The organism is Streptomyces sp. NPDC002181 (assembly GCF_042890485.1).
Lineage (GTDB): Bacteria > Actinomycetota > Actinomycetes > Streptomycetales > Streptomycetaceae > Streptomyces.
The window spans coordinates 258,800-284,328 of the sequence record NZ_JBIASC010000005.1 but is presented as its reverse complement, the minus strand read 5'-3'; the positions used below and the strand labels follow the sequence as shown (position 1 = coordinate 284,328).

The window sequence follows — 25,529 nt, the reverse complement described above, 5'->3', positions numbered from 1 at the left end:
ATGCATGCGATCACGATCGAAGAGCCCGGCGGCCCCGAGGCCCTCGTCTGGGCCGAGGTACCCGATCCGGTGGCCGGCGAGGGCGAGGTCCTCGTCGACGTCGCGGCGAGCGCCGTGAACCGCGCCGACGTCCTCCAGCGCCAGGGGTTCTACGATCCCCCGCCGGGCGCCTCCCGCCACCCCGGCCTGGAGTGCTCGGGGCGCATCGCCGCGCTGGGCCCGGGCGTGTCCGGCTGGTCCGTGGGAGACGAGGTGTGCGCCCTGCTCGGCGGCGGCGGGTACGCCCAGCGGGTGGCCGTGCCGGTGGGCCAGCTGCTGCCGGTCCCGGCCGGTGTGGACCTGGTGACGGCGGCGGCGCTGCCCGAGGTGGTCTGCACGGTCTGGTCGAACGTGTTCATGGTGGCCGGTCTGCGCCCCGGCGAGACACTGCTGGTGCACGGCGGTTCCAGCGGCATCGGCACGATGGCGATCCAGCTCGCGAAGGCCGTCGGCGCGTGCGTGGCGGTGACCGCGGGCGGCCCCGAGAAGCTGGCCCGCTGCAAGGAGCTGGGCGCGGACGTCCTGATCGACTACCGGGAGCAGGACTTCGTCGCCGAGGTGCGGGCCGCGACGGGCGGCGCCGGGGCGGACGTGATCCTGGACATCATGGGCGCGAAGTACCTGGCGCGGAACCTGGACGCGCTGGCCGTGAACGGCCGGCTCGCGGTGATCGGGCTCCAGGGCGGGGTGAAGGCGGAGCTCAACCTGGGGGCACTGCTGGCGAAGCGGGCGGCCATCACCGCCACGTCCCTGCGGGCACGCCCGCTGGAGGAGAAGGCCGCCATCGTCGCGGCCGTACGGGAGCACGTCTGGCCGCTGGTGGCCGCGGGCCGGGTGAACCCGGTGGTGCACGCGTCGTTCCCGATGCGGGAGGCCCCCGAGGCCCACCGCACGTTGGAATCGAGCACGCACGTGGGCAAGCTGCTCCTGACCACCTGACCTACTGAACGCGGTCGGGCGCCCCACACCTCGCCCGAGGTGTGGGGCGCCCCGCTACGGCGAGCGCGTCACAGCGAGCGCAGCAGTACCGCCGGGGACTCCACGCAGTCGGCCACGTAGCGGAGGAAGCCGCCCGCCGTGCCGCCGTCGCAGACGCGGTGGTCGAACGTCAGCGAGAGCTGGACGACCTGGCGGACCGCCAGCTCACCCTGGTGGACCCAGGGCTTCGCCATGATCCGGCCGACGCCGAGCATCGCCGCCTCCGGGTGGTTGATGATCGGCGTGGATCCGTCCACGCCGAACACCCCGTAGTTGTTCAGGGTGAACGTGCCCCCGGTGAGGTCCGCGGGAGCCAGCTTCCCGGCCCGGGCCACCTCGGTGAGGCGCGCGAACTCCGCCGACAGGGACTCGGCACCGCGCGCCTGCGCGTCCCGGACCACCGGAACCACCAGCCCGCGCTCCGTCTGTGCGGCGAAGCCCAGGTGCACGGAGGGCAGCCGCACGATCTCGTTCGCCGCGAGGTCCACGGTCGAGTTGAGCTCGGGATACTTGGCCAGCGCGGCCGTGCAGATCCGGGCCAGCAGCGCCAGCACCGAGATCTTCGGCCCGCCCACGGCGTTCATCGCGGCCCGCGCCGCCATCAGCTCGGTCGCATCGGCGTCGACCCAGCACGTGGCGTCGGGGATCTCCCGGCGGCTGCGCGACAGCTTCTCGGCCACCACGCCCCGCAGGCCCTTCAGCGGCACCCGCTCGCCCACGGCCCCGACCGCGACCGAAGCCGCCACCGGAGCGCCGGCGGGCGCCGGCGCCTCGGGGACACGGACCGCCGCCTCCACGTCCGCCCGCAGGATCAGGCCCTCGGGCCCGGATCCGCGCAGCCCGCGCAGATCGATCCCGTGGTCCCGGGCCAGCTTGCGCACCAGCGGCGAAATGACCGCCACCGGACCGGTCACGGCGGCAGCGGGAGCGGGTGCGGGAGCGGCGGCCACGGCCGGCACTGCGGAGCCAGGTCGCACCCGCCTCCGACGCGCCGTGCGCGAGTGGTCCGTCCCGTAGCCCACCAGGACGTTGCCCGAGCCTGAATCCTCGGGCTCCGCCCCGGGGGCCGTCTCCGCACCCACCGCCACCGTGATCAGCGGTGCTCCGACGGGGAGTTCCGTGCCCTCCTCCCCGAACCTGGCGGTGACCACACCGCCGTACGGGCACGGCACCTCCACCATCGCCTTGGCCGTCTCGACCTCGACCACCGGCTGGTCGATGGCCACGACGTCGCCCACCGCCACCAGCCAGCGGACGATCTCGGCCTCGGTCAGTCCCTCCCCGAGGTCGGGGAGCTTGAACTCCATTACCTGCGGCATCAGTTCTCCCACTGCAGGCGGGCCACGGTGTCCAGGATCCGGTCCACACCGGGCAGATGGTGCTTCTCCAGCATCGGCGGCGGGTACGGGATGTCGAGGCCCGTCACCCGCAGCACCGGCGCCTCCAGGTGGTGGAAGCACTTCTCCTGGATGCGGGCGACGAGCTCCGCGCCCGGTCCGGCGAAGCCGTTCGCCTCGTGGACCACCACCGCGCGCCCCGTACGCCGCACGGAGGCCATGACCGTGTCCTCGTCGAACGGGACGAGTGAGCGCAGGTCCACGACCTCCAGGTCCCAGCCCTCCTCGCGCGCCGCCTCGGCGGCCTCCAGGCACACCGGCAGCGAGGGCCCGTACGTGATCAGGGTGGCGCTCGCGCCGGTACGCCGGACGAGTGCCTTCCCGATCCCCGGCACGGACGCCGGCTCCGCCGGGTCCCACTGCGCCTTGGACCAGTACAGCCGCTTCGGCTCCAGGAAGATCACCGGGTCGTCGCTCGCGATCGAGGCGCGCAGCAGCCCGTAGGCGTCCTCGACGGTCGCCGGGGTCACCACGTGCAGGCCGGGGGTGGCCACGTAGTACGCCTCGGAGGAGTCGCTGTGGTGCTCCACCCCGCCGATCCCGCCGCCGTACGGCACGCGGATGGTGATCGGGAGCGGCATCGCGCCGCGCGTGCGGTTGCGCATCTTCGCCACGTGCGAGATCAGCTGCTCGAACGCCGGGTACGCGAACGCGTCGAACTGCATCTCCACGACCGGGCGCAGCCCGTACATGGCCATGCCCACCGCGGCGCCCAGGATCCCGGCCTCCGCGAGCGGGGTGTCCGTGCACCGCTCCTCGCCGAACTCCTTCGCGAGGCCGTCCGTGATCCGGAAGACCCCGCCCAGCGTGCCGACGTCCTCGCCCATGACGTGGACCGTCGGGTCCTCGGCCATCGCGTCACGCATGGCGCGCTGCAGCGCCTGCGCCATCGTCGCCGGCTTCACGGCCACCGTGGTCACGACTGCTCCTCCGCGTCGAGCTCGGCGCGCAGCATCTCCGCCTGCTCGCGGAGCCGGCCGGTCTGCTCCGCGTAGACGTTTTCGAACAGGTCCATCGGGTCGAGCACGGGCTCGGCGTTCATCCGCTCGCGCAGGGTCGCGGCCATCGCCTCGGCGGCGTCCTTGGCCTCCTGGATGCCCTCGGCGTCCAGGATCCCGCGGGCGGTCAGCTCGCGCTCCAGCAGCTCCACCGGGTCGTGCGCCTTCCAGGCCTCGACCTCGGCGTCACCGCGGTAGCGGGTCGCGTCGTCGGCGTTCGTGTGGGCCTCGATGCGGTACGTGACCGCCTCGATCAGCGTCGGTCCGCCGCCGGCCCGGGCCCGACGGACGGCCTCGGACAGCACCTCGTGCACGGCGGCGATGTCGTTGCCGTCGACGAGGCGTCCGGGCATCCCGTACCCGACGGCCTTGTGGGCCAGGGTGGGGGCGGCCGTCTGCTTGGCCAGCGGGACCGATATGGCGAAGCCGTTGTTCTGGACGAGGAAGACCACCGGGGCCTGCCAGACGGCCGCGAAGTTCAGCGCCTCGTGGAAATCGCCCTCGCTGGTGCCGCCGTCGCCCACCATGGCGAGCGCGACCACGTCGTCGCCGCGCAGCCGGGCCGCGTGCGCCAGGCCGACCGCGTGCGGCAGCTGGGTGGCGAGCGGGGTGCTCAGCGGCGCGATGCGGTGCTCGCGCGGGTCGTAGCCGGTGTGCCAGTCGCCGCGCAGCAGGGTCAGTGCCTGGACGGGGTCCAGGCCGCGCGCCACGGCCGCGAGGGTGTCGCGGTAGCTCGGGAAGAGCCAGTCCTGCTCCTCCAGGACCAGCGCGGCCGCGATCTCGCAGGCCTCCTGGCCCACGGTGGACGGGTACACGGCCAGTCGGCCCTGCCGGGTGAGGGCGGTCGCCTGGGCGTTGTACCGGCGGCCGCGCACCAGCTCGGCGTAGCAGCGGCGCATCAGCTCGGGGTCGAGCTTCTCGGCGGCCGGTGTGCCCAGCACCCGGTACGGCTCGGGGTCCGGGAGCAGCGGGGCGGCATCCGTACGGGGCCTCCAGGCGGGCGGCGGGGTGGAACGGTGGGATGCACCGGCACCGGGCAGCTCTTGGACCGTCATGGCGGCGTACACCTCCTCGTGGGAAGCGGGCAGGGCGACTCGGCTGTGAGGCGCCTCACCAACCGATTGTTCGGTCGATGGCGCAATTTGGCTACAGGCGGCTCCAGGCTGTGGACAAAGTGGCGCCGGGGCCCTGGGATGGGTGCAGGACGTCCAGAAGAGGGAGGCAGTGGGCAATGCCGGATGAACAAATGGCCGCACCGGGTGCCGCGCCGGGTTCCGCTCCGGTGCCGCCCGGAGGTGCGCCTTCGGCCCCGCAGGCCCCGCAGACACCCCCGCGCCCCCTGGATCCCATCGACCGTTCGATCATGCGCCTGCTCCAGGCGGACGGCCGCGCGTCGATACGGTCGGTGGCCGAGCAGGTCCACGTATCGCGCGCGAACGCCTACGCCCGGATCAACCGGCTGATCGACGATGGCGTGATCCGCGGGTTCACGGCCCGCGTCAACCACGAGAGGGCGGGCCAGGGCGCCTCCGCGTACATCACCCTGAAGATCGTCCAGAACTCCTGGCGCACGGTCCGCGAGCAGCTCCGCGAGCTTCCGGGCGCCGCGCACATCGCCCTGGTCAGCGGGGATTTCGACGTGCTGCTGCTGGTCCACACGCCCGACAACCGCACCCTGCGCGAGCTGGTCCTGACCCGCCTCCAGTCCATCCCGGAGGTCCTGTCGACCCGCACCCTGCTGGTGTTCGAGGAAACGGATCTGCTCGATTCCGCCCCGGGCCCGGGCGGCGCGGGCCCGGCGATCTCGGAGGAGTAGCGGGCTCCGGCCTCCCCGGGGAACGGCAGAGCCCCGGGAAGGCCGTGAGGGCCTTCCCGGGGCTCTTCACGAGGCCCGCCGCGCGGTTACTTGGTCTCGTAGTAGCCGAACATGTCGACGAGCAGGTCCGTCGGCGCCCAGCTCTGGTTCCAGAAGTCGACGACGCCGTTGACGCCGCCGGAGCTCGCCTGGACCAGGTTCGGGACGGTCTGGCCGGCCGTCCAGTTCAGGGTGGACGACGTGGGCCGCGTCGGGAAGACGTCGGTGCCGTTGTCGTAGTCGTTCGGGTGGTTGGGGTCCGGTGCGACCGACAGGAACCCGTCCTGCTGCGTGTTGGTCACCGTGGTGTTCAGGACGTACCCCGCGATGCCCTCCTCGTCGGTGGAGATGGGCATCCAGATGTAGCCGCGGGCGTACATCGGCCCGTGGCCCCAGGCCCGGGTGTCGAGCATGCGGCGCGGCGCGAGGGGCATGAAGGCCCCCGAGCTGTCGGGGCTGTAGTAGCCGACGACGTCGACGATGACGTCGGTGCCGGCCCAGGCGCCGTTGAAGATGTTGACCTTGCCGTCGGGACCGACGGGGACGATCACCGAGTTGGCGACGGTCTGCTTGGCCTTGAAGTTCACGTTGGACGTGTTCGGGGCCTGCTGGCCGCTCGGGTAGGCCGTCAGGTGGCCGTCCTCGCGCGGGTTGGTGGCGGTCACGTTCAGCGCCACCGCCGTGGCGCTGGAGGGCACGTACCAGCCGCCGAGCTGCACGCCGATCGACTTGCGGCCGCCGACCTGGCCCTGGGGCGCGCCCTGGCCGGAGCGGGTGTCCACGGCGCGGACCGGGGTCATCGGCGTGTAGCCGCTGGCCGCGGTGCGGGTGAAGTAGCCCGTGATGTCCGCGATCAGGTCGATCGGCGTCCAGCTGCCGTTGTAGAGCTCGACGGTGCCGTCCTTGCCGACCGGCACGATCACCATGTTCGGGACGGTCTGCGCGGCCACGAAGTTGACGTTGGACGTCGTCGGACGCGTGGTGCCGCCGGCGAACACCGTGACGTGACCCGGGTTCGAGGTGTTGGTCGCGGTGACGTTCAGGGCCACGGCCGTGACGCCCGCCGGGATCTTGCCGTTGCCGGCGATCTTCACCTTGGTCGAGGAGTACGCCTGGACCATGCCCCGCGGGGCTCCGGTGCCCTCGCGGGTGTCCAGGAGACGGGTCGGGGCGTACGGGGTGAAGTCCGAGCCGACCGTCGAGAGCGGCAGCTCGTTGACGGACTCGGCCTGGTTCACGGTGTCCGTGACGGTGACCTTGACCTTGTACTCGCCCAGCTCGGCGTAGCTGTGCTTGAGCGACACCTCCTGGCCCGGGTAGGCGTCGGTGCCGTCGGTCGTGCCGTCGCCCCAGTCGTAGGTGACCTTGAGGGTGGCGCCCGCGACGCTGACGACCTGGGCGCGCAGCTCGATGCCGTGCGCGGAGACGCTCTTCGCGTCGAGGACGAGACCCAGCTCCGGGTTGCCCGCGGCGGTCTCCGCGCCCTGCGCGGTGGCGTTCGCGGAGGCCTTGCCCTTGGCCGCGGGCAGGGTCTTGCGGACCGAGTGCTCCTTCGGGCTGTGGAAGGTCTTGACGTCGGACGCGCCGAGCTTGGCCAGGTCCGCTCCGGGAGCGGACACCCCCTTGGCCAGCGGCGCGGTCGAGCCCGCGGCCGGACCGGCCGCCTGGGCCGTGCCCGGGATGAAACCAACGCTGGCCGCGACGACAACGGCAGCGGAAACTACAAGACGGCGACTGCGCACCGGCCCCCCATTTTCTGTTACTGCTTGAACGCGTTCGAAAGCTCGCTCATCGTACAGAGTTCACACAGCAATTCATCAGAAAATATTTGCCGAGATCGAACGGATCGCGGCGGGGTACCGGGGGACCTAGCCGCGAACCGTCCGCAGGCCGTCCAGGGCCATGTGGACCACGGCGTCGGCCAGCTGGTCCGCGGTCGTGCCGGGGTGCGGGCGGTACCACTCGACCAGCGAGTTCACCATGCCGAACAGCAGCCGGGTGGCCAGCCGGATGTCCACGTCCGCGCGCAGGTCCCCGTCCGCCGCCGCGGCCTTCAGCAGCTCCGCGACCTGGTGGTCGAACTCGCGCCGCCGCTCCAGCGCCCAGCGCTCGGTCCGGGTGTTGCCCCGCACCCGCAGCAGCAGCGTCACGTAGGGGAGTTCGGCGACCAGGACCTCGACCGTGCGGCGCGTGACGTACTCGACCCGCTCGACCGCCCGGCCCCGTACCGCACCGGTCTCCTCCAGGACGGCGAAGAGCCCGTCGAGCGCGCGGCTGACGGCCCGCCGGAGCAGCTCCTCCTTGCCCGCCACGTGGTGGTAGATCGAGGACTTCGAGATCCCCGCCGCCTTGGAGAGGTGCTCCATGGAGGTGCCGTCGTAGCCCCGCTCGTTGAAGACCTGGACGGCGACGGACAGCAGGGTCTCGGGGGTGTAGGTGTCCCGCTTCGCGGTGGTCATGCAGTCTCCTCCGCGGCGGCCTCGCGGCCCTCTTCGCCCTCTTCGCCGTCTCCGCCCTCCGCGCCTTCATCACCCTCGGTGTAGCCGAGTTTGAACAGCGCCAGCGAGGGCGCGTAGCGGCCGCCGGGACAGCGTTCGTCGAGGTGGTGCAGCAGGTCGTACGCCCAGTCCCGGCCGAGCCGGCCGTGCCATTCGGACGGGCCCAGCGGGTAGTTGACCCCGAGCCGCATCGCCGTGTCGATGTCCTCGGCACTGGCCGCCCCGCGCGCGACGGCGTCGGCGGTCAGGTCGATGAGCATCGCGACCGTACGGGCGACGATCATGCCGGGCACGTCGCCGATGACGGAGACCTTCTTGCCGAGCTTCTGGAACAGGCCGACCGCCTCGGCAAGGGTCCGCTCGCTGGTGTCCTCTCCGGCGGAGAGCGCGATCCGGGTGGCCCCGCGGTAGTCGAGCGCGAGGTCGAAGTAGACGACGTCGGCGAACTCGATCGAGGTCTTGCCGTCCGCGAGCACCAGCTGGCCCTCGCCGGGCAGCTGGATGTACGGACCCCCGTGCGCGGTTTCCGTGACCGCGATCCCGGCCTCCTCCAGCAGCTCGACCAGCCCGGCGGCCGGACCGAGGTCGCCGACCACGGTGACCTTCTCCGGAGCGGCCTCCGGAGCGGCGGTGTGCGGGGCCGGGGCCTGGGCGTCCGGGCCGTACGGGAACCAGCCGTGGCCCGACTTGCGGCCGAGGCGGCCCGACTGGACCAGCCGGCGCTGCGCCAGGGACGGGGTGAACTTGGGGCTCCGGAAGAACGACTCCCACACGGAGCGGGTGACGGCCTCGTTGACGTCCTGGCCGATCAGGTCGGTCAGCTGGAACGGGCCCATCTTGAACCCGCCGCTCTCGCGGAGCACGGCGTCGATGGTGGCCGGGTCGGCGCCCTGCTCCTCGTACACCGCGAAGGCCTCGGCGTAGAAGGGGCGGGCGATTCGGTTGACGATGAAGCCGGGGGTGTCGGCGCAGCGCACCGGCGTCTTCCCCCAGGCCAGCACGGTGGCGTACGCGCGCTCGGCGGCGGCCGGGCCGGTCGCGAAACCGCTGACCACCTCGACGAGCGGGAGCAGCGGCGCCGGGTTGAAGAAGTGCAGCCCGAGGAAGCGGCCGGGGTGCGCGAGGCCGGCCGCGAGCTCGGTGACGGAGAGGGAGGAGGTGTTGGTCGCCAGCAGCGCGTCCGGCGCGACCACCTCTTCGAGGGTTTCGAAGAGCGCGCGCTTGACGGCCACGTCCTCGACGACCGCCTCGATGACGAGGGCGGAGTCCGCGAGGTCGGCGAGGGAGGAGGCCGATTCGATCCGGCCGATCGCGTCCTCGGCCTCGGCGCGGTCGAGGCGGCCCTTCGCGGCCATGCGGTCGACGCGGTCCTGGACGATGCCGACGCCGCCGGCGGCGAGGGTGGCGTTGATGTCGTAGATCAGCACCCGGTGACCTGCGAGAAGGGCGACCTGGGCGATGCCCTGCCCCATGGTGCCGGCGCCGACGACCGCCACAGTGCGGGACCGCTCGATTGCTGTCATGTCCTGATCCTCCCGCACCGGGTTATCCACAGGCCTGCCGGGCCCTCTTGTCCCGACCGATCGTTCGGTTACTCTAACTCCAGTCTGCTCTTCTTCACCCGCCCCTGCCTGATCTCAGTCTGCGACCCAGCCTGATCTTGCCCGGCTCAACGAGGAGTTGGTCCCTGATGGCCGCCGAGCTCACCGTCCACCAGCTGTCCGACAAGCACCGGTCCACCCTGGACCAGGCCCTGGCGGCCATCCGCAGCCGCGCCTACTGGTCCCCGCATCCGGAGCACCCCAAGGCCTACGGGGAGACCGCCCCGGCCGACGGGCTGGCCGCCTTCGAGGCGGTCCGCGGCACCCGGTTCGACCTGGACCAGCCCGGTACGGACGGCTGGACCGGCGGCGAGGTGTCCCCGTACGGCCCCGATCTGGGCGTCGAGTACCCGCACGCCGACCCGGACGTGCTGCTGCCCGCGATGAAGGCCGGCATGGGCGCCTGGCGGGACGCCGGGCCCGAGGCCCGCGCCTTGGTCTGCATCGAGATCCTGGCCCGGATCAGTGCGCGGACGCACGAGTTCGCGCACGCGGTCATGCACACCAGCGGCCAGGCCTTCATGATGGCGTTCCAGGCGGGCGGCCCGCACGCGCAGGACCGCGGCCTGGAGGCGGTGGCCTACGCGTTCGAGGAGCAGACCCGCGTCCCCGGCCGGGCCGACTGGTCGAAGCCGCAGGGCAAGAAGGACCCGCTGGAGCTCGGCAAGACCTTCACGGCCGTCCCGCGCGGCATCTCGCTGATGATCGGCTGCAACACCTTCCCGACCTGGAACGGCTACCCGGGCCTGTTCGCCTCCCTGGCCACGGGCAACGCGGTGCTGGTCAAGCCGCACCCGCGCGCCGTGCTCCCGCTGGCGCTGACCGTGAAGGTCGCCCGCGAGGTCCTCGCCGAGGCGGGGTTCGACCCGAACCTGGTGGCCCTCGCCGTGGAGCGCCCGGGCGAGGGCATCGCCAAGACCCTGGCCGTCCGCCCCGAGATCAAGCTGATCGACTACACCGGTTCGACCGGGTTCGGCGACTGGCTGGAGACCAACGCCCGCCAGGCACAGGTCTACACGGAGAAGGCCGGCGTCAACACGGTCGTCGTCGACTCGACCTCGAACTACAAGGGGATGCTGTCCAACCTGGCGTTCTCGCTGTCGCTGTACAGCGGCCAGATGTGCACCACCCCGCAGAACCTGCTGATCCCGCGCGACGGCATCGAGACCGACGCCGGCCACAAGTCGTACGACGAGGTCGTCGCCGACCTCGCGGCTTCGGTCGGCGGTCTGCTGGGCGACGACGCCCGGGCCAACGCGCTGCTCGGCGCCCTGGTCAACCCGGACGTCAAGAGCCGCCTGGAGGCGGCGGCCGCCCTCGGCGAGGTGGCGCTGGCCTCGCGCGAGGTGGTCAATCCGGAGTTCCCGGACGCCGTCGTCCGCACCCCGGTGATGGTCAAGCTGGACGCCGCCAAGCCGGACCCGGAGGCCCCGTACCTGTCGGAGTGCTTCGGCCCGGTGTCGTTCGCGGTGGCCGTGGACTCCACGGCGGACGCCCTGGAGCTCCTGCGCCGCACGGTGCGGGAGAAGGGCGCGATGACGGTCGGCGCCTACACCACCTCGGCGGACACCGAGCGGGCCATCGAGGAGGTCTGCCTGGAGGAGTCGGCGCAGCTCTCCCTGAACCTGACGGGCGGGGTCTACGTCAACCAGACCGCGGCCTTCTCGGACTTCCACGGCTCCGGCGGCAACCCGGCGGCCAACGCGGCGCTGTGTGACGGCGCCTTCGTCTCGAACCGCTTCCGCATGGTGGAGATCCGCCGCCAGGCCTGACGGCGACGGAGGCGGCGGGCCCGGCGTGGCGGCGCCGGGCCCGCCGCTTGACCCTCGACCTGGTGGAGGTCCCAGAGTCGGGGGTGTGGAGAGCGACATGCGCAGCATCGGCGAGATGGGCCGGGACAGCGGGCTCGGGGTGAGCGCCCTGCGGTTCTACGACCGCGCGGGCGTCCTCGTACCGGCGTGGGTGGATCCGGTGACCGGGTACCGCTGGTACGCCCCCGAGCAGCTCGGCGAGGCGCGGCTGCTGGCGCGGCTGCGGCGCTCGGGTATGCCGCTCGCGGACATCCGGCTGGTGCTGGCCGGCTGGGCGGGCGGGGACACCGGCCTGGTGCCCCGGCTGCTCGACGGGCATCTGCGCCGGCTCGAACGCGGGCTGGCCGAGGCGCGCGAGGAACTCTCCACGGTACGAGCCCTACTCGGACACAAGGAGACCTCCATGACCACCGCCACCGCCGCCCGACTGACCCTGCCGGGCGAGGGGCTCGCGGCCGCCCTGGACTCCGTGCGGTACGCCGCCGGAACCGACCCGGAGCTGCCGGTGCTCGGCGGGATCCACTTCGACATCGAGGGCGACGCCCTGCACCTCGTGGCCACGGACCGCTACCGGATGGCCGTCGCCCGTACGTCCGCCACCACGTCCGACAGGCCGTCCGACACGGCATCCGACACGGCCGGCCATGGCGGCGGCCGGGTCCGGGTGACCGTGCCCACCCCGCTCGCGGACGCGATGCGCGCTCTGCTGACCGACGGGGCCCCGGCCCGCCTCACCGTGGACGGGGGCAGGGTGGAGCTGGAGACCCAGGGCCGCCAGGTCGCCGGGCAGAGCCTCGGCGAGGACTTCCCCGACTACCGCCGCCTGACCCTGCTGCCCGAGGGCCGCCGGCTCACCCTGGACGTGCCCGCCCTGCGCCGGGCCCTCGGCGAGCAGGAGACCGAGGTGTGCGTCCTCGTCCTGACGGACACGGTGACCGTCGGCGACGAGGAATCCGCCGGGGACCGGGTGGGGGTCAACCCCGCCTTCCTCCTCGACGCCCTCGCCGCCGGGGAGGAACTGCTCCTGGAGTACATCGGCCCCAAGGCCCCGCTCGTCCTCCTGCGCCCCGACGTCGAGGACGCCTTCTCGCTGCTGATGCCGGTCAGTCTCGAGGCGTGATCCGGCCGGGCCGGTCAGACCGGGTCGGGCCCGCCCCAGTGGAAGAGGGTCATGGCCACGCTGGTGGCCAGGTTGTAGCTGGAGACCTGCGGGCGCATCGGGAGCGCGACCAGGTGGTCGGCCCGTTCGCGCAGCTCGGGAGAGATGCCGTGGCGCTCCGAGCCGAAGGCGAGCAGGGCGTCGTCCGGCAGGGTGAGGGCGCGGATGTCCTCTCCCTCCGGGTCGAGCGCGTACACGGGCCCGGCCGGCAGGGTGTCGATGTCGACCCGGTCCACGGTGGTGGCGTAGTGCAGGCCCGCTCCGGCACGGACCACGTTGGGGTGCCAGGGGTCGAGGTCGCCTCGGGTGACGACGCCGGTGGCGCCGAAACCCGCCGCGAGCCGGACGACGGCGCCGACGTTGCCGAGGTTGCGCGGGTTGTCGAGCACGACGACGGGCGCGGTACGCGGCTGCCGGTCGAGCCGGGCCCGACCCTCGGCCCGGTCGGGCCGCACGGCCAGCGCGGCGACCCCGGTGGGATGCACGCGCGCCACGAGCTCCTTCAGCCCGGCCCCGCGCACCAGCCCCGCCACCTCCGCCGCCACGTCCGGAGCCAGCTCGGCGGCCAGGGCCCGTACGCCGTCGGGATCATCTGCCACGGCCATCCGCACATCGGCCCCGAACCGCAGGGCGTGCTTCAGCGCGTGGAACCCGTCCAGCAGCACGAGATCCCCCCGCCCGACGGCCTCCCGCCACTGCTGCGCGATGTCGTCGGCGCTCCGGTGCAACTCAGTCATACCGCCGAGCGTACGGGCCGGCCCGGGTTCGGCTCCGCCGGGGGAAGCACCCTGCGCACCCCGCCGGAGGCCCTGGCGCCCAGCCAGAGGAGGAACGCCGTCGGCAGGAACACCGCGTCGGCGGCGATCATCGCCAGGGAGAAGAACGGCAGCCCCAGCAGCACCGCGATCCCCGCGTGCTCCAGCATCATCAACGCCAGCAGCACGTTCTTGATCCGCCGGTTGAACACCGTGAACGGAAAGGCGACCTGCACCGCCACCGTCCCGTACGACAGCAGCATCACCATCGTCCCGCTCCCCGCCAGCACCCCCGACAACCCGGGCCACGGGGTGAAGTAGTCCAGGCCGAGCGGGTAGTACAGCGCGGTCCCGTCCTGCCACCGCGACCCCTGGATCTTGTACCAGCCGGCCGTCGCGTAGATCAGGCAGACCTCCGCCATGATCACCAGCAGCCCCGCGTTGTGCACCAGGTTCGCCAGCACGTCCAGGACGGCCCGCCCCTCGCCCTCCGGCTCGTACCGGTCCACCATCCACCACACCGCGGACACGACCCACAGCGCCGCGAAGGCCGCCAGCCAGCCGTAGCTGAACCGCTCCGTGACCGCCCCGTACGCGAACACCGCGCCCAGCACGCCCCACAGCACCGGCCCGGCCGCCCCCGCCGAGGCCGAGCCCCGCAGCCGCGCGCGCCGCGCGTCGAGCGACCACACCTGCGCGCACCGGGTCAGCACCAGGTAGATCGCCATCAGGTGGATGACGTTGTCCCCGCCGTCGCCCATGAAGACGCTGCGGTTCTGCAGCGACAGCACGCCGACCATGAACACCGTGGAGGTCGCGCGCGTCCGCCAGCCCAGCATCAGCAGCAGGCTCGAAGCCACCGACACCGCGTAGACCGTCTCGAACCAGAGCCCCGAGTCCGACCACATCAGTATCGAGAAGGCGTGGTTCGAGGCGATCAGCCGCTCCGCCAGCGCGAAGCTCCAGGGCCCGTGCGGCCCGTAGAGCTCCGCGCGGTTCGGAAACTCCCTCAGCAGGAAGAACAGCCAGGTCGCCGAGAAGCCGATCCGGACGACGGCGCTCTGGTACGGGCCCAGCGCCCGCCCGCTGACCTGCGCCACCGCCCGGCCCGCGGCGGCCCGTGCCCGCGCGACCGTCCGCGCGGCCGCCGGCGCCCGTCTCACACCGTCCACCACGGCAGCTCCCGGTAGTACGTCTGGGTGTCGGTCTTCTCGTCGCTCCACGGCGGCGCCGGCACCGCCCGGGTCGCCGAGCGCAGCTGGATGCGCACGACCTCGCCCCGCCCGCCGGCCCCGTCCTGCGTGAGCCGGGTCAGCGCGATCCGGCGCAGGTACTGCTCCGACAGTTCGCCGCGCTCGCCGATCGGCTTGTTGTCCTCGTCGTGCGAGCCGGTGAAGAAGTCCCAGGCCCGGCGCAGCTCGTTCTGCCGGGTGTGGCTCGGCAGCAGGCCGTGCCGGATGGCCGCGCCGTCCTCGGCCGACAGGTCGCGCCAGCCGACGGCCACGAGCTCGCCGCCAAGGGCGGGGCGGACCTCGGCCCGTACCTCCACCGCGATGTTCTGCTGGAGCGGGTTGGGGGCGAAGAGCTTCCAGTTCTGCTCGAACTCGGGGTAGATCCAGTCGTCGACCGTCCGCGCATGCTGCTTGCTCACCGTGTTGGAGGGCGCGACGTGCAGGAAGACCAGCGCCAGGTGACCGCAGGCGGCGAGCCCCGCGGCCGCCAGTGCGAGGGCCGCGACGACCCGGTACGGGGCGGACAGGCCCGCGATGCCGGGGGCCCGCGGCGGTTGCGCCTCGTCGGCGGGCGGCTCGGCGGGCGCCTCGGCCGGCGGATCCGCGCGCGGCCCGGCCGGCGGATCCGCCGGGGTACGGGCCGGGGGGACGGCTGCCGTGGCGGCCGGCCGGCCGGCCGGTGGATCGATCGGCGGACCGGCGGGAACGGCTGCTTCCGCGGGCTCGCGCTCGTTCGATTCCATCCCGCCCCGATCGTCCGGCGTCCACAGGGTTGACCTCAGAGGTTGACACCCTACGGGCCGCCGACCCACCATTGAAGAGTACGAACCGAACGATCGGTCGGTCGGGCGGTCAACAATCTCTGGCAGGGGGCCGGGATGGTGGCAGTGACCCCGGAGACGGGGCAGGACTCAGGCCTCGGGGCTGACCTCGGAGCCCAGCTCGCGGCAGCCTTCGACGCCGCCGTGGCGGCGGACGAGCGCGTCGAGCCGCGCGACTGGATGCCCGAGGCGTACCGCGCCTCGCTCGTACGCCAGATGGCCCAGCACGCCCACTCCGAGATCATCGGAATGCAGCCCGAGGCCAACTGGATCACCCGCGCGCCCTCGCTGCGCCGCAAGGCGATCCTCATGGCCAAGGTCCAGGACGAGGCCGGACACGGCCTCTACCTGTACAGCGCCGCCGAGACCCTCGGCACCAGCCGTGACGAGCTGCTCGACAAGCTCCACTCCGGCAAGCAGAAGTACTCCTCGATCTTCAATTACCCGACTCTGACCTGGGCCGATGTCGGCGCCATCGGCTGGCTGGTGGACGGCGCGGCGATCACCAACCAGGTGCCGATCTGCCGCTGCTCCTACGGGCCGTACGCCCGCGCGATGGTCCGGATCTGCAAGGAGGAGTCCTTCCACCAGCGCCAGGGCTTCGAGCTCCTCATGGCCCTGTCCAAGGGCACCGAGGCACAGCACGCGATGGCCCAGGACGCCGTGGACCGCTGGTGGTGGCCCTCGCTGATGATGTTCGGCCCGCCGGACGACGAATCGGCGCACTCCGCGCAGTCCATGGCCTGGCGGATCAAGCGCCACTCCAACGACGAGCTGCGCCAGCGCTTCGTCGACATCGCCGTTCCGCAGGCCGAGGCGCTGGGCCTGACCCTGCCCGACCCGGACCTGAAGTGGAACGAGGAGCGCGGGCACCACGACTTCGGCGCGATCGACTGGGCCGAGTTCTGGGACGTGCTCAAGGGCAACGGCCCCTGCAACGAAGAGCGGATCGGCCGGCGGCGCCGGGCCCACGAGGAAGGCGCCTGGGTCCGCGAGGCGGCCGCGGCGTATGCGGAGAAGCACAGCGCACACCACGCCGTACAGAACACGGCGACGAACGAGGAGGCAGGGGTATGACGCAGAACTGGCCACTGTGGGAGGTGTTCGTGCGCTCGCGCCGCGGGCTCTCGCACACGCACGCGGGCAGTCTGCACGCGCCCGACGCCGAGATGGCCCTGCGCAACGCCCGCGACCTCTACACGCGGCGCGGCGAGGGCATCTCGATCTGGGTGGTGCCCTCCGCCGAGATCACCGCCTCCTCGCCGGACGAGCGGGACCCGTTCTTCGCCCCCTCGGCCGACAAGCCGTACCGGCACCCGACCTTCTACGAGATCCCCGAGGGGGTGCACCACCTGTGACCAGCACCGATGCCATTCAGAGCGAGGTCTCTCGCGCCGCCGCCCTCGCACTCGGGGACGACGCGCTGATCCTCTCCCACCGCCTCGGCGAGTGGGCGGGCCACGCCCCCGTCCTGGAGGAGGAGGTCGCCCTCGCGAACATCGCGCTCGACCTGCTCGGGCAGGCCCGCGTCCTGCTGTCCCTGGCCGGCGACGAGGACGAGCTGGCCTTCCTGCGCGAGGAGCGGTCCTTCCGCAACCTCCAGCTGGTCGAGCAGCCGAACGGGGACTTCGCCCACACCATCGCCCGCCAGCTCTACTTCTCCTTCCACCAGCACGAGCTGTACACGGAACTGGCTGCCGGCGACGGCCCGTTCGCCCCGCTCGCCGCCAAGGCGGTCAAGGAGACGGCCTACCACCGCGACCATGCCGAGCAGTGGACCCTGCGGCTCGGCGACGGCACGCAGGAGAGCCGCGCCCGCATGCGGGCCGCCCTGGACGCCCTGTGGAAGTACACGGGCGAGATGTTCCAGCCGGTCGACGGCATCGAGGGAGTCGACTGGACCGCCCTGGAGGGCCGCTGGCTGGCCGCCGTGGGCGGCGTACTGGAGCGGGCCGGGCTCGCGCTCCCCGAGGGCCCGCGCACCGGCGCCTGGGCCGCCGGGGCCGGCCGCCAGGGCCTGCACACCGAATCCTTCGGCAGGCTGCTCGCCGAGATGCAGCACCTGCACCGCAGCCATCCGGGGGCGTCATGGTGACGGACCGGGCCCCCGAGGCCCCCGAGGCCCTGACCCGCCTGGAGGCGGAGCTGGCCGAGCTCGCCGGCTCCGTCCCCGACCCGGAGCTGCCCGTCCTCAGCCTCGCCGAGCTCGGCGTGATGCGCGGGGTGCGGATGTACGAGGACGGCCACGTCGAGGTCACCCTGACCCCGACCTACACCGGCTGCCCCGCCATCGAGGCGATGTCCGCCGACATCGAGCGGGTCCTGACCGGCCACGGCATCCCGGACGTGCGGGTGCGCACCGTCCTGGCCCCGGCCTGGTCCACCGACGACATCAGCGCCGAAGGGCGCCGCAAGCTCGCCGAGTTCGGCATCGCCCCGCCCCGCCCGCACGCGGCCGGCGGGCCGGTCCCGGTCGCCCTCTCGGTGCGCTGCCCGAACTGCGGATCGACCGACACCGAACTGCTCAGCCGGTTCTCCTCCACGGCATGCAAGGCGCTGCGCCGCTGCACCGCCTGCCGTGAACCGTTCGACCACTTCAAGGAGCTGTAGATGGCCGCGTCCACGCCGTCGCCCACGTCGGGCTCCGGGCGCCCCGCGCGCCACGGCGCCTTCCACCCGCTGACGGTGGCGGCGGTCGAGCGGCTCACCGACGACTCCGTGGCGCTGACCCTGCGCGTCCCCGAGGAGCTGAGCGGCGAGTACCTGCACGCCCCCGGCCAGCACCTCACCCTGCGCCGCCGCACCCCCGAGGGCACCGAGGTCCGGCGTACGTACTCGATCTGCTCGCCCGCCCCGGATCCCGCGGGCCCGGGCCCGGCGGCCCTGCGGGTGGGTGTGCGGCTGGTGGAGGGCGGCGAGTTCTCCACGTTCGCCCACAAGGAGATCGCCGCCGGCGACGTGCTGGACGTGATGGTCCCGGCCGGGCGGTTCGTCCTGGAGCCGGCCGCCGCCCCGGCCGGCGGGCACTACGCGGCGATCGTCGGCGGCAGCGGGATCACCCCGGTGCTGTCGATCGCCGCCTCGGTGCTGGCGGCGCGGCCCGACGCCCGGTTCTGCCTGGTCCGCAGCGACCGTACGGCCGCGTCGACGATGTTCCTGGACGAGGTCGCCGACCTCAAGGACCGCTTCCCCGACCGCTTCCAGCTGGTGACCGTCCTCTCCCGCGAGGAGCAGGAGGCCGGGCTGCCGTCCGGCCGCCTCGACGAGGAGCGGCTGAAGGCCCTGCTGCCCGCGCTGCTGCCGGTCGCCGAGGTGACGGGCTGGTTCCTGTGCGGCCCGTACGGGCTGGTCATGGGCGCGGAGCGGGCCCTGGGCGCGCTCGGCGTCGTGCGCACCCGGATCCACGAGGAGATCTTCCACGTCGAGGACACGGCCGCCCCGGCTCCTGCCGCGGCCCCGTCCCACGTACGGGTCACGGCCCGCCTCGACGGCCGCTCCGGGACCTGGCCGGTCCAGGACGGCGAGTCCCTGCTGGACGCCGTTCTGCGCAACCGCGCGGACGCCCCCTACGCCTGCAAGGGCGGGGTCTGCGGCACGTGCCGGGCGTTCCTGGTCACGGGCGAGGTCCGGATGGACCGGAACTTCGCGCTGGAGTCGGAGGAGACGGAGGCCGGGTTCGTGCTGGCCTGCCAGTCGCACGCGGTGACCGAGGAAGTGGAGATCGACTTCGACCGCTGAGGCCGCGCCCCTCCCGCGCTGTCCATTTCCGTCATCCTGCTCTATCTTGACGCACCGTCAGGTTCGGACCGGGCCTGACCGGGATCCGGTGCGCGCGGGAGGACAGGCAGTGGACTTCACCTTCACCGAGGAGCAGCAGGCCGCCGTCGAGGCGGCGAAGGCCGTCTTCGCGGACGTCGCCCCCGACGGCGTGCCCAGCCCCGCGCTGACCCAGGGGGCCGTCGCCGAGGACTTCGACCGGCCGCTGTGGGCCAAGCTGGCCGCGTCCGACCTGCTGAGCCTGGTCCTCGCCGAGGAGCACGGGGGCGCGGGCCTCGACGCGATCGCCCTGTGCCTGGTGCTGCGCGAGGCGGCCAAGGTGCTGGCCCGGGTGCCGCTGCTGGAACACTGCGCCACCGCCATGGCCGTCCAGGCCCACGGCAGCCCCGAACTGGCCGCCGCCCTGCTGCCCGGCGCCGGGCGCGGGACGCTCGTCCTCACCGCCGCCGCCCACGGCCGCAGCGGGCACGACCCCGCGGAACTCGCCGTCACCGCCCGGCGCGAGGGCACGGGGTGGACCCTCGAAGGGGTACAGACGGCCGTCCCGTGGGCGCACGGCGCCGACTGGATCGCCGTACCGGCCCACACCGGCGAGGGGGAGGCCGTCCTGGCGCTCGTACCGCGCACCGCCGAGGGCCTCACCCTGGCCGACCAGGTCTCCACCAGCGGGGAACGGCTCGCCGAACTCGCCCTGGACGGCGTACGGGTGCCCGCGAGCCATCTCATCGAGACCCCGGGCGCCTGGGAACGGCTGCACCAGCTCCTCGCCACCGGGACCTGCGCCCTGGCCCTCGGCCTCGGCGAGAACGTCCTCACCATGACCAGCCAGTACACCGGCAAGCGCGAGCAGTTCGGCTTCCCGGTGGCCACCTTCCAGGCCGTCGCCGTCCAGGCCGCCGACCGCTACATCGACCTGCGCGCCATGGAGGTCACCCTCTGGCAGGCCGCCTGGCGGCTCGACGCGGCGACCGGGGGAGCCGGCGGCCCGCTGCCGAGCGCCGGAGACGTGGCCGTCGCCAAGATCTGGGCCTCGGAGGGGGTGCGCCGGGTCGTGCAGACCGCGCAGCACCTGCACGGCGGCTTCGGTGCCGACACCGACTACCCGCTGCACCGCTACCACGCGTGGGCCAAGCAGCTGGAGCTCCAGCTGGGCCCGGCCGCGGCCCACGAGGAGGCGCTGGGCGACCTGCTGGCCGCCCACGCCCTCGCCTGACGTACGGGACGCCCGCTAGAGCACGAAGGCCGGGTTCCCGCTGTCGGTCACCATCGGGCGCCCGGCACCGTCCCAGGCCTGCATGCCGCCGTCGATGTTCACGGCATCGATGCCCTGGCGCACCAGGTACTGGGTGACCTGCGCGGAGCGACCGCCGACCCGGCACATCACGTGCACGCGGCGGCCGTCCTCGACGGCCTCCGTCAGCTCACCGAAGCGGGCCACGAAGTCGCTCATCGGAATGTGCAGGGCGCCTTCCACGTGTCCGGCAGTCCATTCGTCGTCCTCACGGACATCGAGGACAAAGCCTTCGGAGGGCACCGCGGCGGCGTCCACCGAGGGAAGCGGTCCGAAGTTCATACGTCGCCTTCTCTCATCGCAGGTCTGTTCCCAACCTATCCAACGAGCGCGGCAAGCTCCGCCTCACGCTTCGCGACATCGGCGAGCAGCTGCTCCGCGATCTGCTCCAGCAGCCGGTCCGGGTCCTCCGGGGCCATCCGCAGCATCGATCCGATCGCGCTGTCCTCCAGCTCCCGCGCCACCACCGACAGCAGCTCCTTGCGCTGCGCCAGCCACTCCAGCCGGGCGTAGAGCTCCTCGCTCTCGTTCAGCCGCCGTACCTCCTCGGGCACGGGACCCGCGGCCCACTCCTCGGCCAGCTCGCGCAGCAGCCGCTCCTCGCCCCGCCCGTACGCGGCGTTGACCCGCGCGATGAACGCGTCGCGGCGCTCGCGCTCGGCCTCGTCCCGGGCGAGGTCAGGGTGCGCCTGGCGGACCAGCTCGCGGTAGAGGCGGCGTACCTCCTCCGTGGGCCGCACCCGCTGCGGGGGCCGCACCGGACGGTCGGTGAGCATCGCGGACGCGTCGTCGGAGATGCCCTCCGAATCCATCCAGTCGTGGAACAGCTCGTCCACCCCGGGCATCGGCATCACCAGCGAGCGGGCGTCCCGGGCCCGCCGCGCATCCTCGGCGTCCCCGCTGCGCGCCGCCTTCGCCTCGGCGATCAGCGCATCCAGCTCATCGAGCCGCGAGTACATCGGGCCGAGTTTCTGGTGGTGCAGCCGGGAGAAGTTCTCCACCTCCACCCGGAAGGTCTCCACCGCGATCTCGAACTCGATCAGCGCCTGCTCGGCGGCCCGCACGGCCCGCTCCAGGCGCGCCTCGGGTCGCTCGTCGCCCGTCTCTTCAGTCTGCTGCTCGCTCACCCGGCCAGCCTAAGGCCGTCCGCGTCGGGTCCATGTTTCACGTGAAACATGAACCCGAGTTTCACGTGAAACACGGAGCCCGACCGTGGCCCGCTCAGACCCCGGCCTCCGCCTCGATCCGCCCGCACTTCACCGCTGCCACGAGATCGGCGTGGTCGGCCTCGCTCCGGTCGGCGTACGCCACCGCGAACGTGGCCATCGCCTCGTCCAGCTCGTCGTTCTTGCCGCAGTACCCGGCCAGCAGCCGCGGATCGGCGCTGTGCGCGTGTGCCCGGGCCAGCAGGGCGCCGGTCATCCGCCCGTAGTCGTCGATCTGGTCGGGGGCCAGCGCCGCCGGGTCCACGCTGCCCTTGCGGTTGCGGAACTGCCTCACCTGGTAGGGCCGCCCCTCCACCGTGGTCCAGCCCAGCAGGATGTCCGAGACCACCTGCATGCGCTTCTGTCCGGCCACCACACGCCGGCCCTCGTGCTCCTCGGTCGCGCTCTCGAAGCCCAGCGCGGGCAGGTAGGGCAGCAGCACGGACGGCCGCGCCTCCTTCACCTGGAGCACCAGCGGCTCACCCCGGTGGTCCAGCAGCAGCACCACGTACGAGCGGGTGCCGACGCTCCCGGTGCCCACCACCCGGAAGGCCACGTCGTGGATGGCATAGCGGGCCAGCAGCGGCAGCCGGTCCCCCTGGAGGGTCTCCAGGTACGGGCCCAGCGCTGCCGCCACGGCCGCCGCCTCCCCGTCGCCGACCCGGCGCAGCACCGGCAGTGCGTCCACGAAGCGGCGCGACCCGTCGGCGCCGGCCTCGGTGGACTTGGCGGCGAACCGCGCCGAGGTGTTGTTGCGGGCCTTCTCCGAGACCCGCTCCAGGGTGCCCAGCAGATCCCGGGCGTCGGTGTGCGAGACGAGCTCCTCGTCCGCGATGGCGTTCCAGGCGTCCAGCGCCGGCAGCTTGGCCAGCAGCCGCATCGTCCGCCGGTACGCGCCCACCGTGTCGTGCGCCGCGGCCCGGCAGGTGTCCTCGTCCGCTCCGGCCACCCGCCCGGCCAGGACCAGCGAGGTGGCGAGCCGCTTCAGGTCCCACTCCCACGGGCCGAACACGGTCTCGTCGAAGTCGTTCAGGTCGATGACGAGCCGGCCGCGGGCGTCCCCGTACAGACCGAAGTTCGCCGCGTGGGCGTCACCGCAGATCTGTGCGCCGACGCCGGTCACGGGACCGCCGGAGAGGTCGTGCGCCATCAGCCCGGCCGCTCCGCGCAGGAACGCGAAGGGGTTCGCGGCCATCCGGCCGACCCGGATCGGTGCCAGCTCGGGGACCCGCCCCACGTTGGAGTCCTCCACGGCCCGCACCGCGTCCGGCCGTCCGGCCGGGGCCTCGAAGTGCGCGTGCGCCGAACGCGGCACCCGCAGCCGCAGGGCCTTGCCCGCCTCCTTGGGCGAGCCCGCCACCGCCCGCGCCGCGAACCCGCCGACAGCCGGTATCCGCCCGTCGCCGACCGTCCACCCCGCCGCCCCGTCCGGCCCCGCCACTCGCTGCTCCGGTACCGCCGCCATCCGTGCCGCCCCCGCCCGTACCCGTCGTACTGTTCCGGCCGGACGACACCAATCGCCCGGCTCACCACATGGATTCGGCCCGACCGTACCTACAGCCCGGCGTCCCTGGCCAGCAGGGCGGCCTGAACACGGTTCTCGCAGCCCAGCTTGGAGAGGATCCGGCTCACGTACGTCTTCACCGTCGCCTCGCTCATGTGCAGCCGCCGGCCCGCGTCCGCGTTGGACAAGCCCTCGCCCAGCAGCGCCAGCACCCCGCGCTCCCGCTCGCTCAGCTCGGCCACCCGCCGCCGCGCCCGCTCGCCGCGCGCCGCGCCCTGCCCCGTGGCCAGTTGGTCGACCACGTGCCGGGTCGCCCCCGGCGAGAGGTACGCGTCCCCGGCGGCGGCCGCCCGGACCGCGCCGATCAGCTCGCCCGGCGCCGAGTCCTTCAGCAGGAACCCCGCACCGCCCGAGCCCAGCGCGCGCAGCACGTTCTCCTTCTCCCCGAAGGTGGTCAGGATCAGCGCCCGGACCTCCGGCGCCGCCCGCCCCAGCTCGCCGAGTGCGGCGAGCCCGTCCATCACCGGCATCTGGATGTCGAGCAGCATCACGTCCGGCGTGTGCGCGCGGGCCAGTTCCACGGCCTCGCGGCCGTTCGCCGCCTCGGCGACGACCTCGATGTCCGGTGCCGAGGTCAGGATCATCCTGATCCCCGCCCGGATCAGCGGCTCGTCGTCAGCGATCACCACGCGGATCACCTTGGCTGTCACCCGTGCTCCTACTACTCGGACTCGTACGCCTGCTTGTCGACGAGCTTGCCGTCCTTGAAGCAGAACCGGAAAACAGTATTGGTGGCCAGCCCGGAATCGTCCGACGACAGCAGCGCCAGGCAGTCCGAACCCGCGGGCCGCTCCGGCCCCTTGCGGTCGAGCCCCTCGGTCATGAAGCTGTCGCCGTCGGGCAGCCCCTTGCGGACCGCCTCCTCCGACTCGCCCACCCGGACCTTGTCGTAGTCGGCCTGGCTGATCATCGCGCTGCCCGCCGAGCCCACGAGCAGCGCCACCCCTGCCCCGATGACGATCACCAGCAGCACCACCGCCGCGAAGGCGATGCCGCAGCCCATCGCGACGCCCCCGACCCGGCTGCGGCCCCCTACGGCCAGCTCCTTGTCCACCGCCGCCCAGTCCATCGCCGGCGGCGCCACCGCGAACCCCCGGGCCTGCGCCTGGGCCAGGGCCTGGGCCTGCTGCCCGAAGTCGTCGGCGATGTCCTCCACCCCGGCCGGCTCGGCCCCGTACGGGAGCACGCCGGCCACCCGGAACCCTCCGTCCTCGGTCCCGCCCGCGTGCACCATCCCGCCGACCAGCCGGGCCCGTTCCCGCAGTCCGGTGAGCCCCTGGCCGCCCGAGACCGCCGCCCCGACACCCGGCCCGGCCGCCGGCCCGTTGGCGATCTCCACCACCAGCGAGTCGTCCTCGTACCGAAGTTCCACCGAGATCGGCGCCCCCGAGGCGTGCTTGTAGGCGTTCGTCAGCGCCTCCTGCACGATCCGGTACGCCGCGTGGTCACAGGCCGCGACCAGCGGCCTCGGCCGCCCCGACACGGCCATCCGCACGTCGGTCCCCGCGCTCCGCGCCGCCTCCACGATCCCCGCGATCCCGGCGACCCCGCGCGCCGCCGGCTGTGCCTCCTCGGCCGGGGCCGGTGCCTCGACTCCGTCCCGCAGGATCCCGACGACCTCGCGCAGTTCGTGCATCGCCGCGACGGAGGCCTGCCGCAGCACGCCCACCGCCTCGCGCTGGCGCTCGGTCAGCTGCGGGTCCACCTCCAGTGCGCCGGTGTGCACGGCGATCAGCGCCAGCTGGTGGCCCAGGCTGTCGTGCATGTCCTGGGCGATCCGCTGCCGCTCGCGCAGCCGGGCCTGCCCGGCGACCATCACGCGCTCCCGCATCAGCTGCCCGTTGCGCTCCTGGAGGGCCTGGAGCAGGGTCCGGCGCTGCGACCAGTAGCGGCTGGCCAGGCCCGGCATCACCGTCATCGCGAGGAACATCAGCGTGGAGAACACGATCACCAGCACGGGCCGCTGTTCGGACCACGCTTGCAGCACGCTGAAGACGACCGCGGCGAGGAAGGCCACGGTGAACGCGGCCAGCGCCCGGCCCACCCCGACGATCCGCCGCCCCGCCGACCAGCCCAGCAGGACGGTGACCAGCAACGAGCCCGGCAGGAACGGGGAGACCGCCGAAGCCACGATCAGGGTCGTGGCCGGGAGCCGGCGCCGCGCCAGCGTGAGCAGCACCACGGCGGCGGCGCTGGCCACCATCCGCTGCACGCTGCCGTTGTCGAGCTCCTCGACACCCAGCCCGAGCACCGCGAGCACCCCGGCGAGCACCAGGTCGCCCGCCAGCATCCGCCGCGTCCACGGCTCGGGCCCCTTCAGCCAGTCCCAGCCCGCCCGCACCCTCGCCGTCGCATCCACGGGCCCGACCCTAGACACCACCGCCCCGCGGGGCCGCCCTCTTTCGTCGCGCCCCGGACAACGAAAGTCGGACCTCTCGCGCCCGGGGTCCGGTCCACGAGGGCTGTAATCCGCGTCACGAATGTGTGTGAACGTGCCCCTCGCTCCGAGGCGTACGGACGTACACCCGCCGTACCGACGGGAACTGAC

General features: G+C 73.0%; 24 protein-coding genes. 10 read left to right on the top strand and 14 right to left on the bottom strand.

Translation table 11 applies throughout. The features are described from left to right. The gene (locus tag ACFYXV_RS16340) at nt 1–978 is read left to right on the top strand and encodes an NAD(P)H-quinone oxidoreductase (RefSeq protein WP_389383194.1); all 978 of its coding nucleotides are present in this window, start codon (nt 1–3) and stop codon (nt 976–978) included. A gap of 68 nt (nt 979–1,046) precedes the next feature. Here the strand turns inward: ACFYXV_RS16340 and ACFYXV_RS16335 are convergent, their stop codons facing one another. From ACFYXV_RS16335 to pdhA, 3 genes are read right to left on the bottom strand one after another with little or no spacing between them, the layout of a single operon-like run. Further along, on the bottom strand, nt 1,047–2,336 hold the full coding sequence (locus tag ACFYXV_RS16335) for a dihydrolipoamide acetyltransferase family protein (RefSeq protein ID WP_389383192.1): 1,290 nt from the start codon (nt 2,334–2,336) through the stop codon (nt 1,047–1,049). Next, a complete protein-coding gene (locus ACFYXV_RS16330) occupies nt 2,336–3,304 on the bottom strand; it encodes an alpha-ketoacid dehydrogenase subunit beta (RefSeq protein ID WP_385466677.1) in 969 nt (322 codons plus the stop codon). Before ACFYXV_RS16330 ends, ACFYXV_RS16335 begins: the two co-directional genes overlap by 1 nt. 26 nt (nt 3,305–3,330) lie before the next feature. After that, nucleotides 3,331–4,467, bottom strand: a complete 1,137-nt coding sequence (pdhA, locus tag ACFYXV_RS16325) for a pyruvate dehydrogenase (acetyl-transferring) E1 component subunit alpha (RefSeq protein ID WP_389383190.1) — start codon at nt 4,465–4,467, stop codon at nt 3,331–3,333. A 176-nt stretch (nt 4,468–4,643) separates the two neighbouring features. Here pdhA and ACFYXV_RS16320 point away from each other — a divergent pair, with 176 nt between their 5' ends. Beyond that, nucleotides 4,644–5,228, top strand: a complete 585-nt coding sequence (locus ACFYXV_RS16320) for an Lrp/AsnC family transcriptional regulator (RefSeq protein ID WP_385466462.1) — start codon at nt 4,644–4,646, stop codon at nt 5,226–5,228. Between the two features lie 86 nt (nt 5,229–5,314). Here ACFYXV_RS16320 and ACFYXV_RS16315 read toward each other — a convergent pair whose 3' ends face one another. The 3 genes from ACFYXV_RS16315 to ACFYXV_RS16305 all read right to left on the bottom strand — a co-directional run bounded on the left by ACFYXV_RS16315 (nt 5,315) and on the right by ACFYXV_RS16305 (nt 9,288). Then, complete coding sequence (locus ACFYXV_RS16315; RefSeq protein ID WP_385466459.1) at nt 5,315–7,009, bottom strand: PKD domain-containing protein; 1,695 nt, start codon at nt 7,007–7,009, stop codon at nt 5,315–5,317. Between the two features lie 126 nt (nt 7,010–7,135). Next, complete coding sequence (locus tag ACFYXV_RS16310; RefSeq protein WP_383337091.1) at nt 7,136–7,726, bottom strand: TetR/AcrR family transcriptional regulator; 591 nt, start codon at nt 7,724–7,726, stop codon at nt 7,136–7,138. Further along, entirely contained in the window at nt 7,723–9,288 is a 1,566-nt protein-coding gene (locus ACFYXV_RS16305; RefSeq protein ID WP_389383188.1) for a 3-hydroxyacyl-CoA dehydrogenase, read from the bottom strand. Before ACFYXV_RS16305 ends, ACFYXV_RS16310 begins: the two co-directional genes overlap by 4 nt. A gap of 167 nt (nt 9,289–9,455) precedes the next feature. Here ACFYXV_RS16305 and paaN point away from each other — a divergent pair, with 167 nt between their 5' ends. Together paaN and ACFYXV_RS16295 are read left to right on the top strand one after the other, a co-directional pair. Beyond that, a complete protein-coding gene (gene paaN, locus ACFYXV_RS16300) occupies nt 9,456–11,138 on the top strand; it encodes a phenylacetic acid degradation protein PaaN (protein WP_383337087.1) in 1,683 nt (560 codons plus the stop codon). 97 nt (nt 11,139–11,235) lie between these two features. Further along, nucleotides 11,236–12,297, top strand: coding sequence for a MerR family transcriptional regulator (locus tag ACFYXV_RS16295; protein ID WP_389383187.1), 1,062 nt, complete (start codon nt 11,236–11,238; stop codon nt 12,295–12,297). A 14-nt stretch (nt 12,298–12,311) separates the two neighbouring features. Here the strand turns inward: ACFYXV_RS16295 and ACFYXV_RS16290 are convergent, their stop codons facing one another. Genes ACFYXV_RS16290 through ACFYXV_RS16280 form a run of 3 tightly spaced genes read right to left on the bottom strand, consistent with a single transcriptional unit; the run spans nt 12,312 to nt 15,066 of the window. Further along, complete coding sequence (locus ACFYXV_RS16290) at nt 12,312–13,073, bottom strand: TrmH family RNA methyltransferase (protein ID WP_389383186.1); 762 nt, start codon at nt 13,071–13,073, stop codon at nt 12,312–12,314. Next, complete coding sequence (locus ACFYXV_RS16285) at nt 13,070–14,254, bottom strand: HTTM domain-containing protein (RefSeq protein ID WP_389383319.1); 1,185 nt, start codon at nt 14,252–14,254, stop codon at nt 13,070–13,072. The genes ACFYXV_RS16290 and ACFYXV_RS16285 overlap by 4 nt, the downstream gene beginning before the upstream one ends. After that, nucleotides 14,251–15,066 carry a DUF5819 family protein gene (locus tag ACFYXV_RS16280; protein WP_385475423.1) on the bottom strand — a complete coding sequence of 272 codons (816 nt, stop codon included), beginning with the start codon at nt 15,064–15,066 and terminating at the stop codon, nt 14,251–14,253. The genes ACFYXV_RS16285 and ACFYXV_RS16280 overlap by 4 nt, the downstream gene beginning before the upstream one ends. Before the next feature lie 135 nt (nt 15,067–15,201). Between ACFYXV_RS16280 and paaA the strand changes: the two genes are divergently transcribed. The 6 genes from paaA (at nt 15,202) to ACFYXV_RS16250 (ending at nt 20,134) form a co-directional block, all read left to right on the top strand. Next, the gene (gene paaA / locus ACFYXV_RS16275) at nt 15,202–16,221 is read left to right on the top strand and encodes a 1,2-phenylacetyl-CoA epoxidase subunit PaaA (protein WP_385475425.1); all 1,020 of its coding nucleotides are present in this window, start codon (nt 15,202–15,204) and stop codon (nt 16,219–16,221) included. Then, the gene (paaB, locus tag ACFYXV_RS16270) at nt 16,218–16,502 is read left to right on the top strand and encodes a 1,2-phenylacetyl-CoA epoxidase subunit PaaB (RefSeq protein ID WP_132758176.1); all 285 of its coding nucleotides are present in this window, start codon (nt 16,218–16,220) and stop codon (nt 16,500–16,502) included. The genes paaA and paaB overlap by 4 nt, the downstream gene beginning before the upstream one ends. Next, complete coding sequence (gene paaC, locus ACFYXV_RS16265; protein ID WP_385475428.1) at nt 16,499–17,239, top strand: 1,2-phenylacetyl-CoA epoxidase subunit PaaC; 741 nt, start codon at nt 16,499–16,501, stop codon at nt 17,237–17,239. Before paaB ends, paaC begins: the two co-directional genes overlap by 4 nt. Beyond that, the gene (paaD, locus tag ACFYXV_RS16260) at nt 17,233–17,754 is read left to right on the top strand and encodes a 1,2-phenylacetyl-CoA epoxidase subunit PaaD (protein ID WP_385475430.1); all 522 of its coding nucleotides are present in this window, start codon (nt 17,233–17,235) and stop codon (nt 17,752–17,754) included. Before paaC ends, paaD begins: the two co-directional genes overlap by 7 nt. Continuing rightward, nucleotides 17,755–18,882, top strand: a complete 1,128-nt coding sequence (locus ACFYXV_RS16255) for a 2Fe-2S iron-sulfur cluster-binding protein (protein ID WP_385475432.1) — start codon at nt 17,755–17,757, stop codon at nt 18,880–18,882. A 109-nt stretch (nt 18,883–18,991) separates the two neighbouring features. Beyond that, entirely contained in the window at nt 18,992–20,134 is a 1,143-nt protein-coding gene (locus tag ACFYXV_RS16250; protein WP_389383183.1) for an acyl-CoA dehydrogenase family protein, read from the top strand. A 15-nt stretch (nt 20,135–20,149) separates the two neighbouring features. On the opposite strand, the gene ACFYXV_RS16245 is transcribed toward ACFYXV_RS16250, so the two are convergent. The 5 genes from ACFYXV_RS16245 to ACFYXV_RS16225 form a co-directional block, all read right to left on the bottom strand. Further along, a complete protein-coding gene (locus ACFYXV_RS16245) occupies nt 20,150–20,494 on the bottom strand; it encodes a rhodanese-like domain-containing protein (protein ID WP_359170118.1) in 345 nt (114 codons plus the stop codon). A gap of 35 nt (nt 20,495–20,529) precedes the next feature. Beyond that, complete coding sequence (locus tag ACFYXV_RS16240; RefSeq protein ID WP_385475436.1) at nt 20,530–21,339, bottom strand: J domain-containing protein; 810 nt, start codon at nt 21,337–21,339, stop codon at nt 20,530–20,532. A gap of 94 nt (nt 21,340–21,433) precedes the next feature. Further along, nucleotides 21,434–22,882 carry a DUF2252 domain-containing protein gene (locus tag ACFYXV_RS16235; RefSeq protein ID WP_389383182.1) on the bottom strand — a complete coding sequence of 483 codons (1,449 nt, stop codon included), beginning with the start codon at nt 22,880–22,882 and terminating at the stop codon, nt 21,434–21,436. Nucleotides 22,883–22,971: 89 nt separating this feature from the next. Further along, nucleotides 22,972–23,631 carry a response regulator gene (locus ACFYXV_RS16230; protein ID WP_383337064.1) on the bottom strand — a complete coding sequence of 220 codons (660 nt, stop codon included), beginning with the start codon at nt 23,629–23,631 and terminating at the stop codon, nt 22,972–22,974. An 11-nt stretch (nt 23,632–23,642) separates the two neighbouring features. After that, nucleotides 23,643–25,340, bottom strand: a complete 1,698-nt coding sequence (locus tag ACFYXV_RS16225) for a sensor histidine kinase (RefSeq protein WP_385475439.1) — start codon at nt 25,338–25,340, stop codon at nt 23,643–23,645. Nucleotides 25,341–25,529 lie beyond the last annotated feature (189 nt).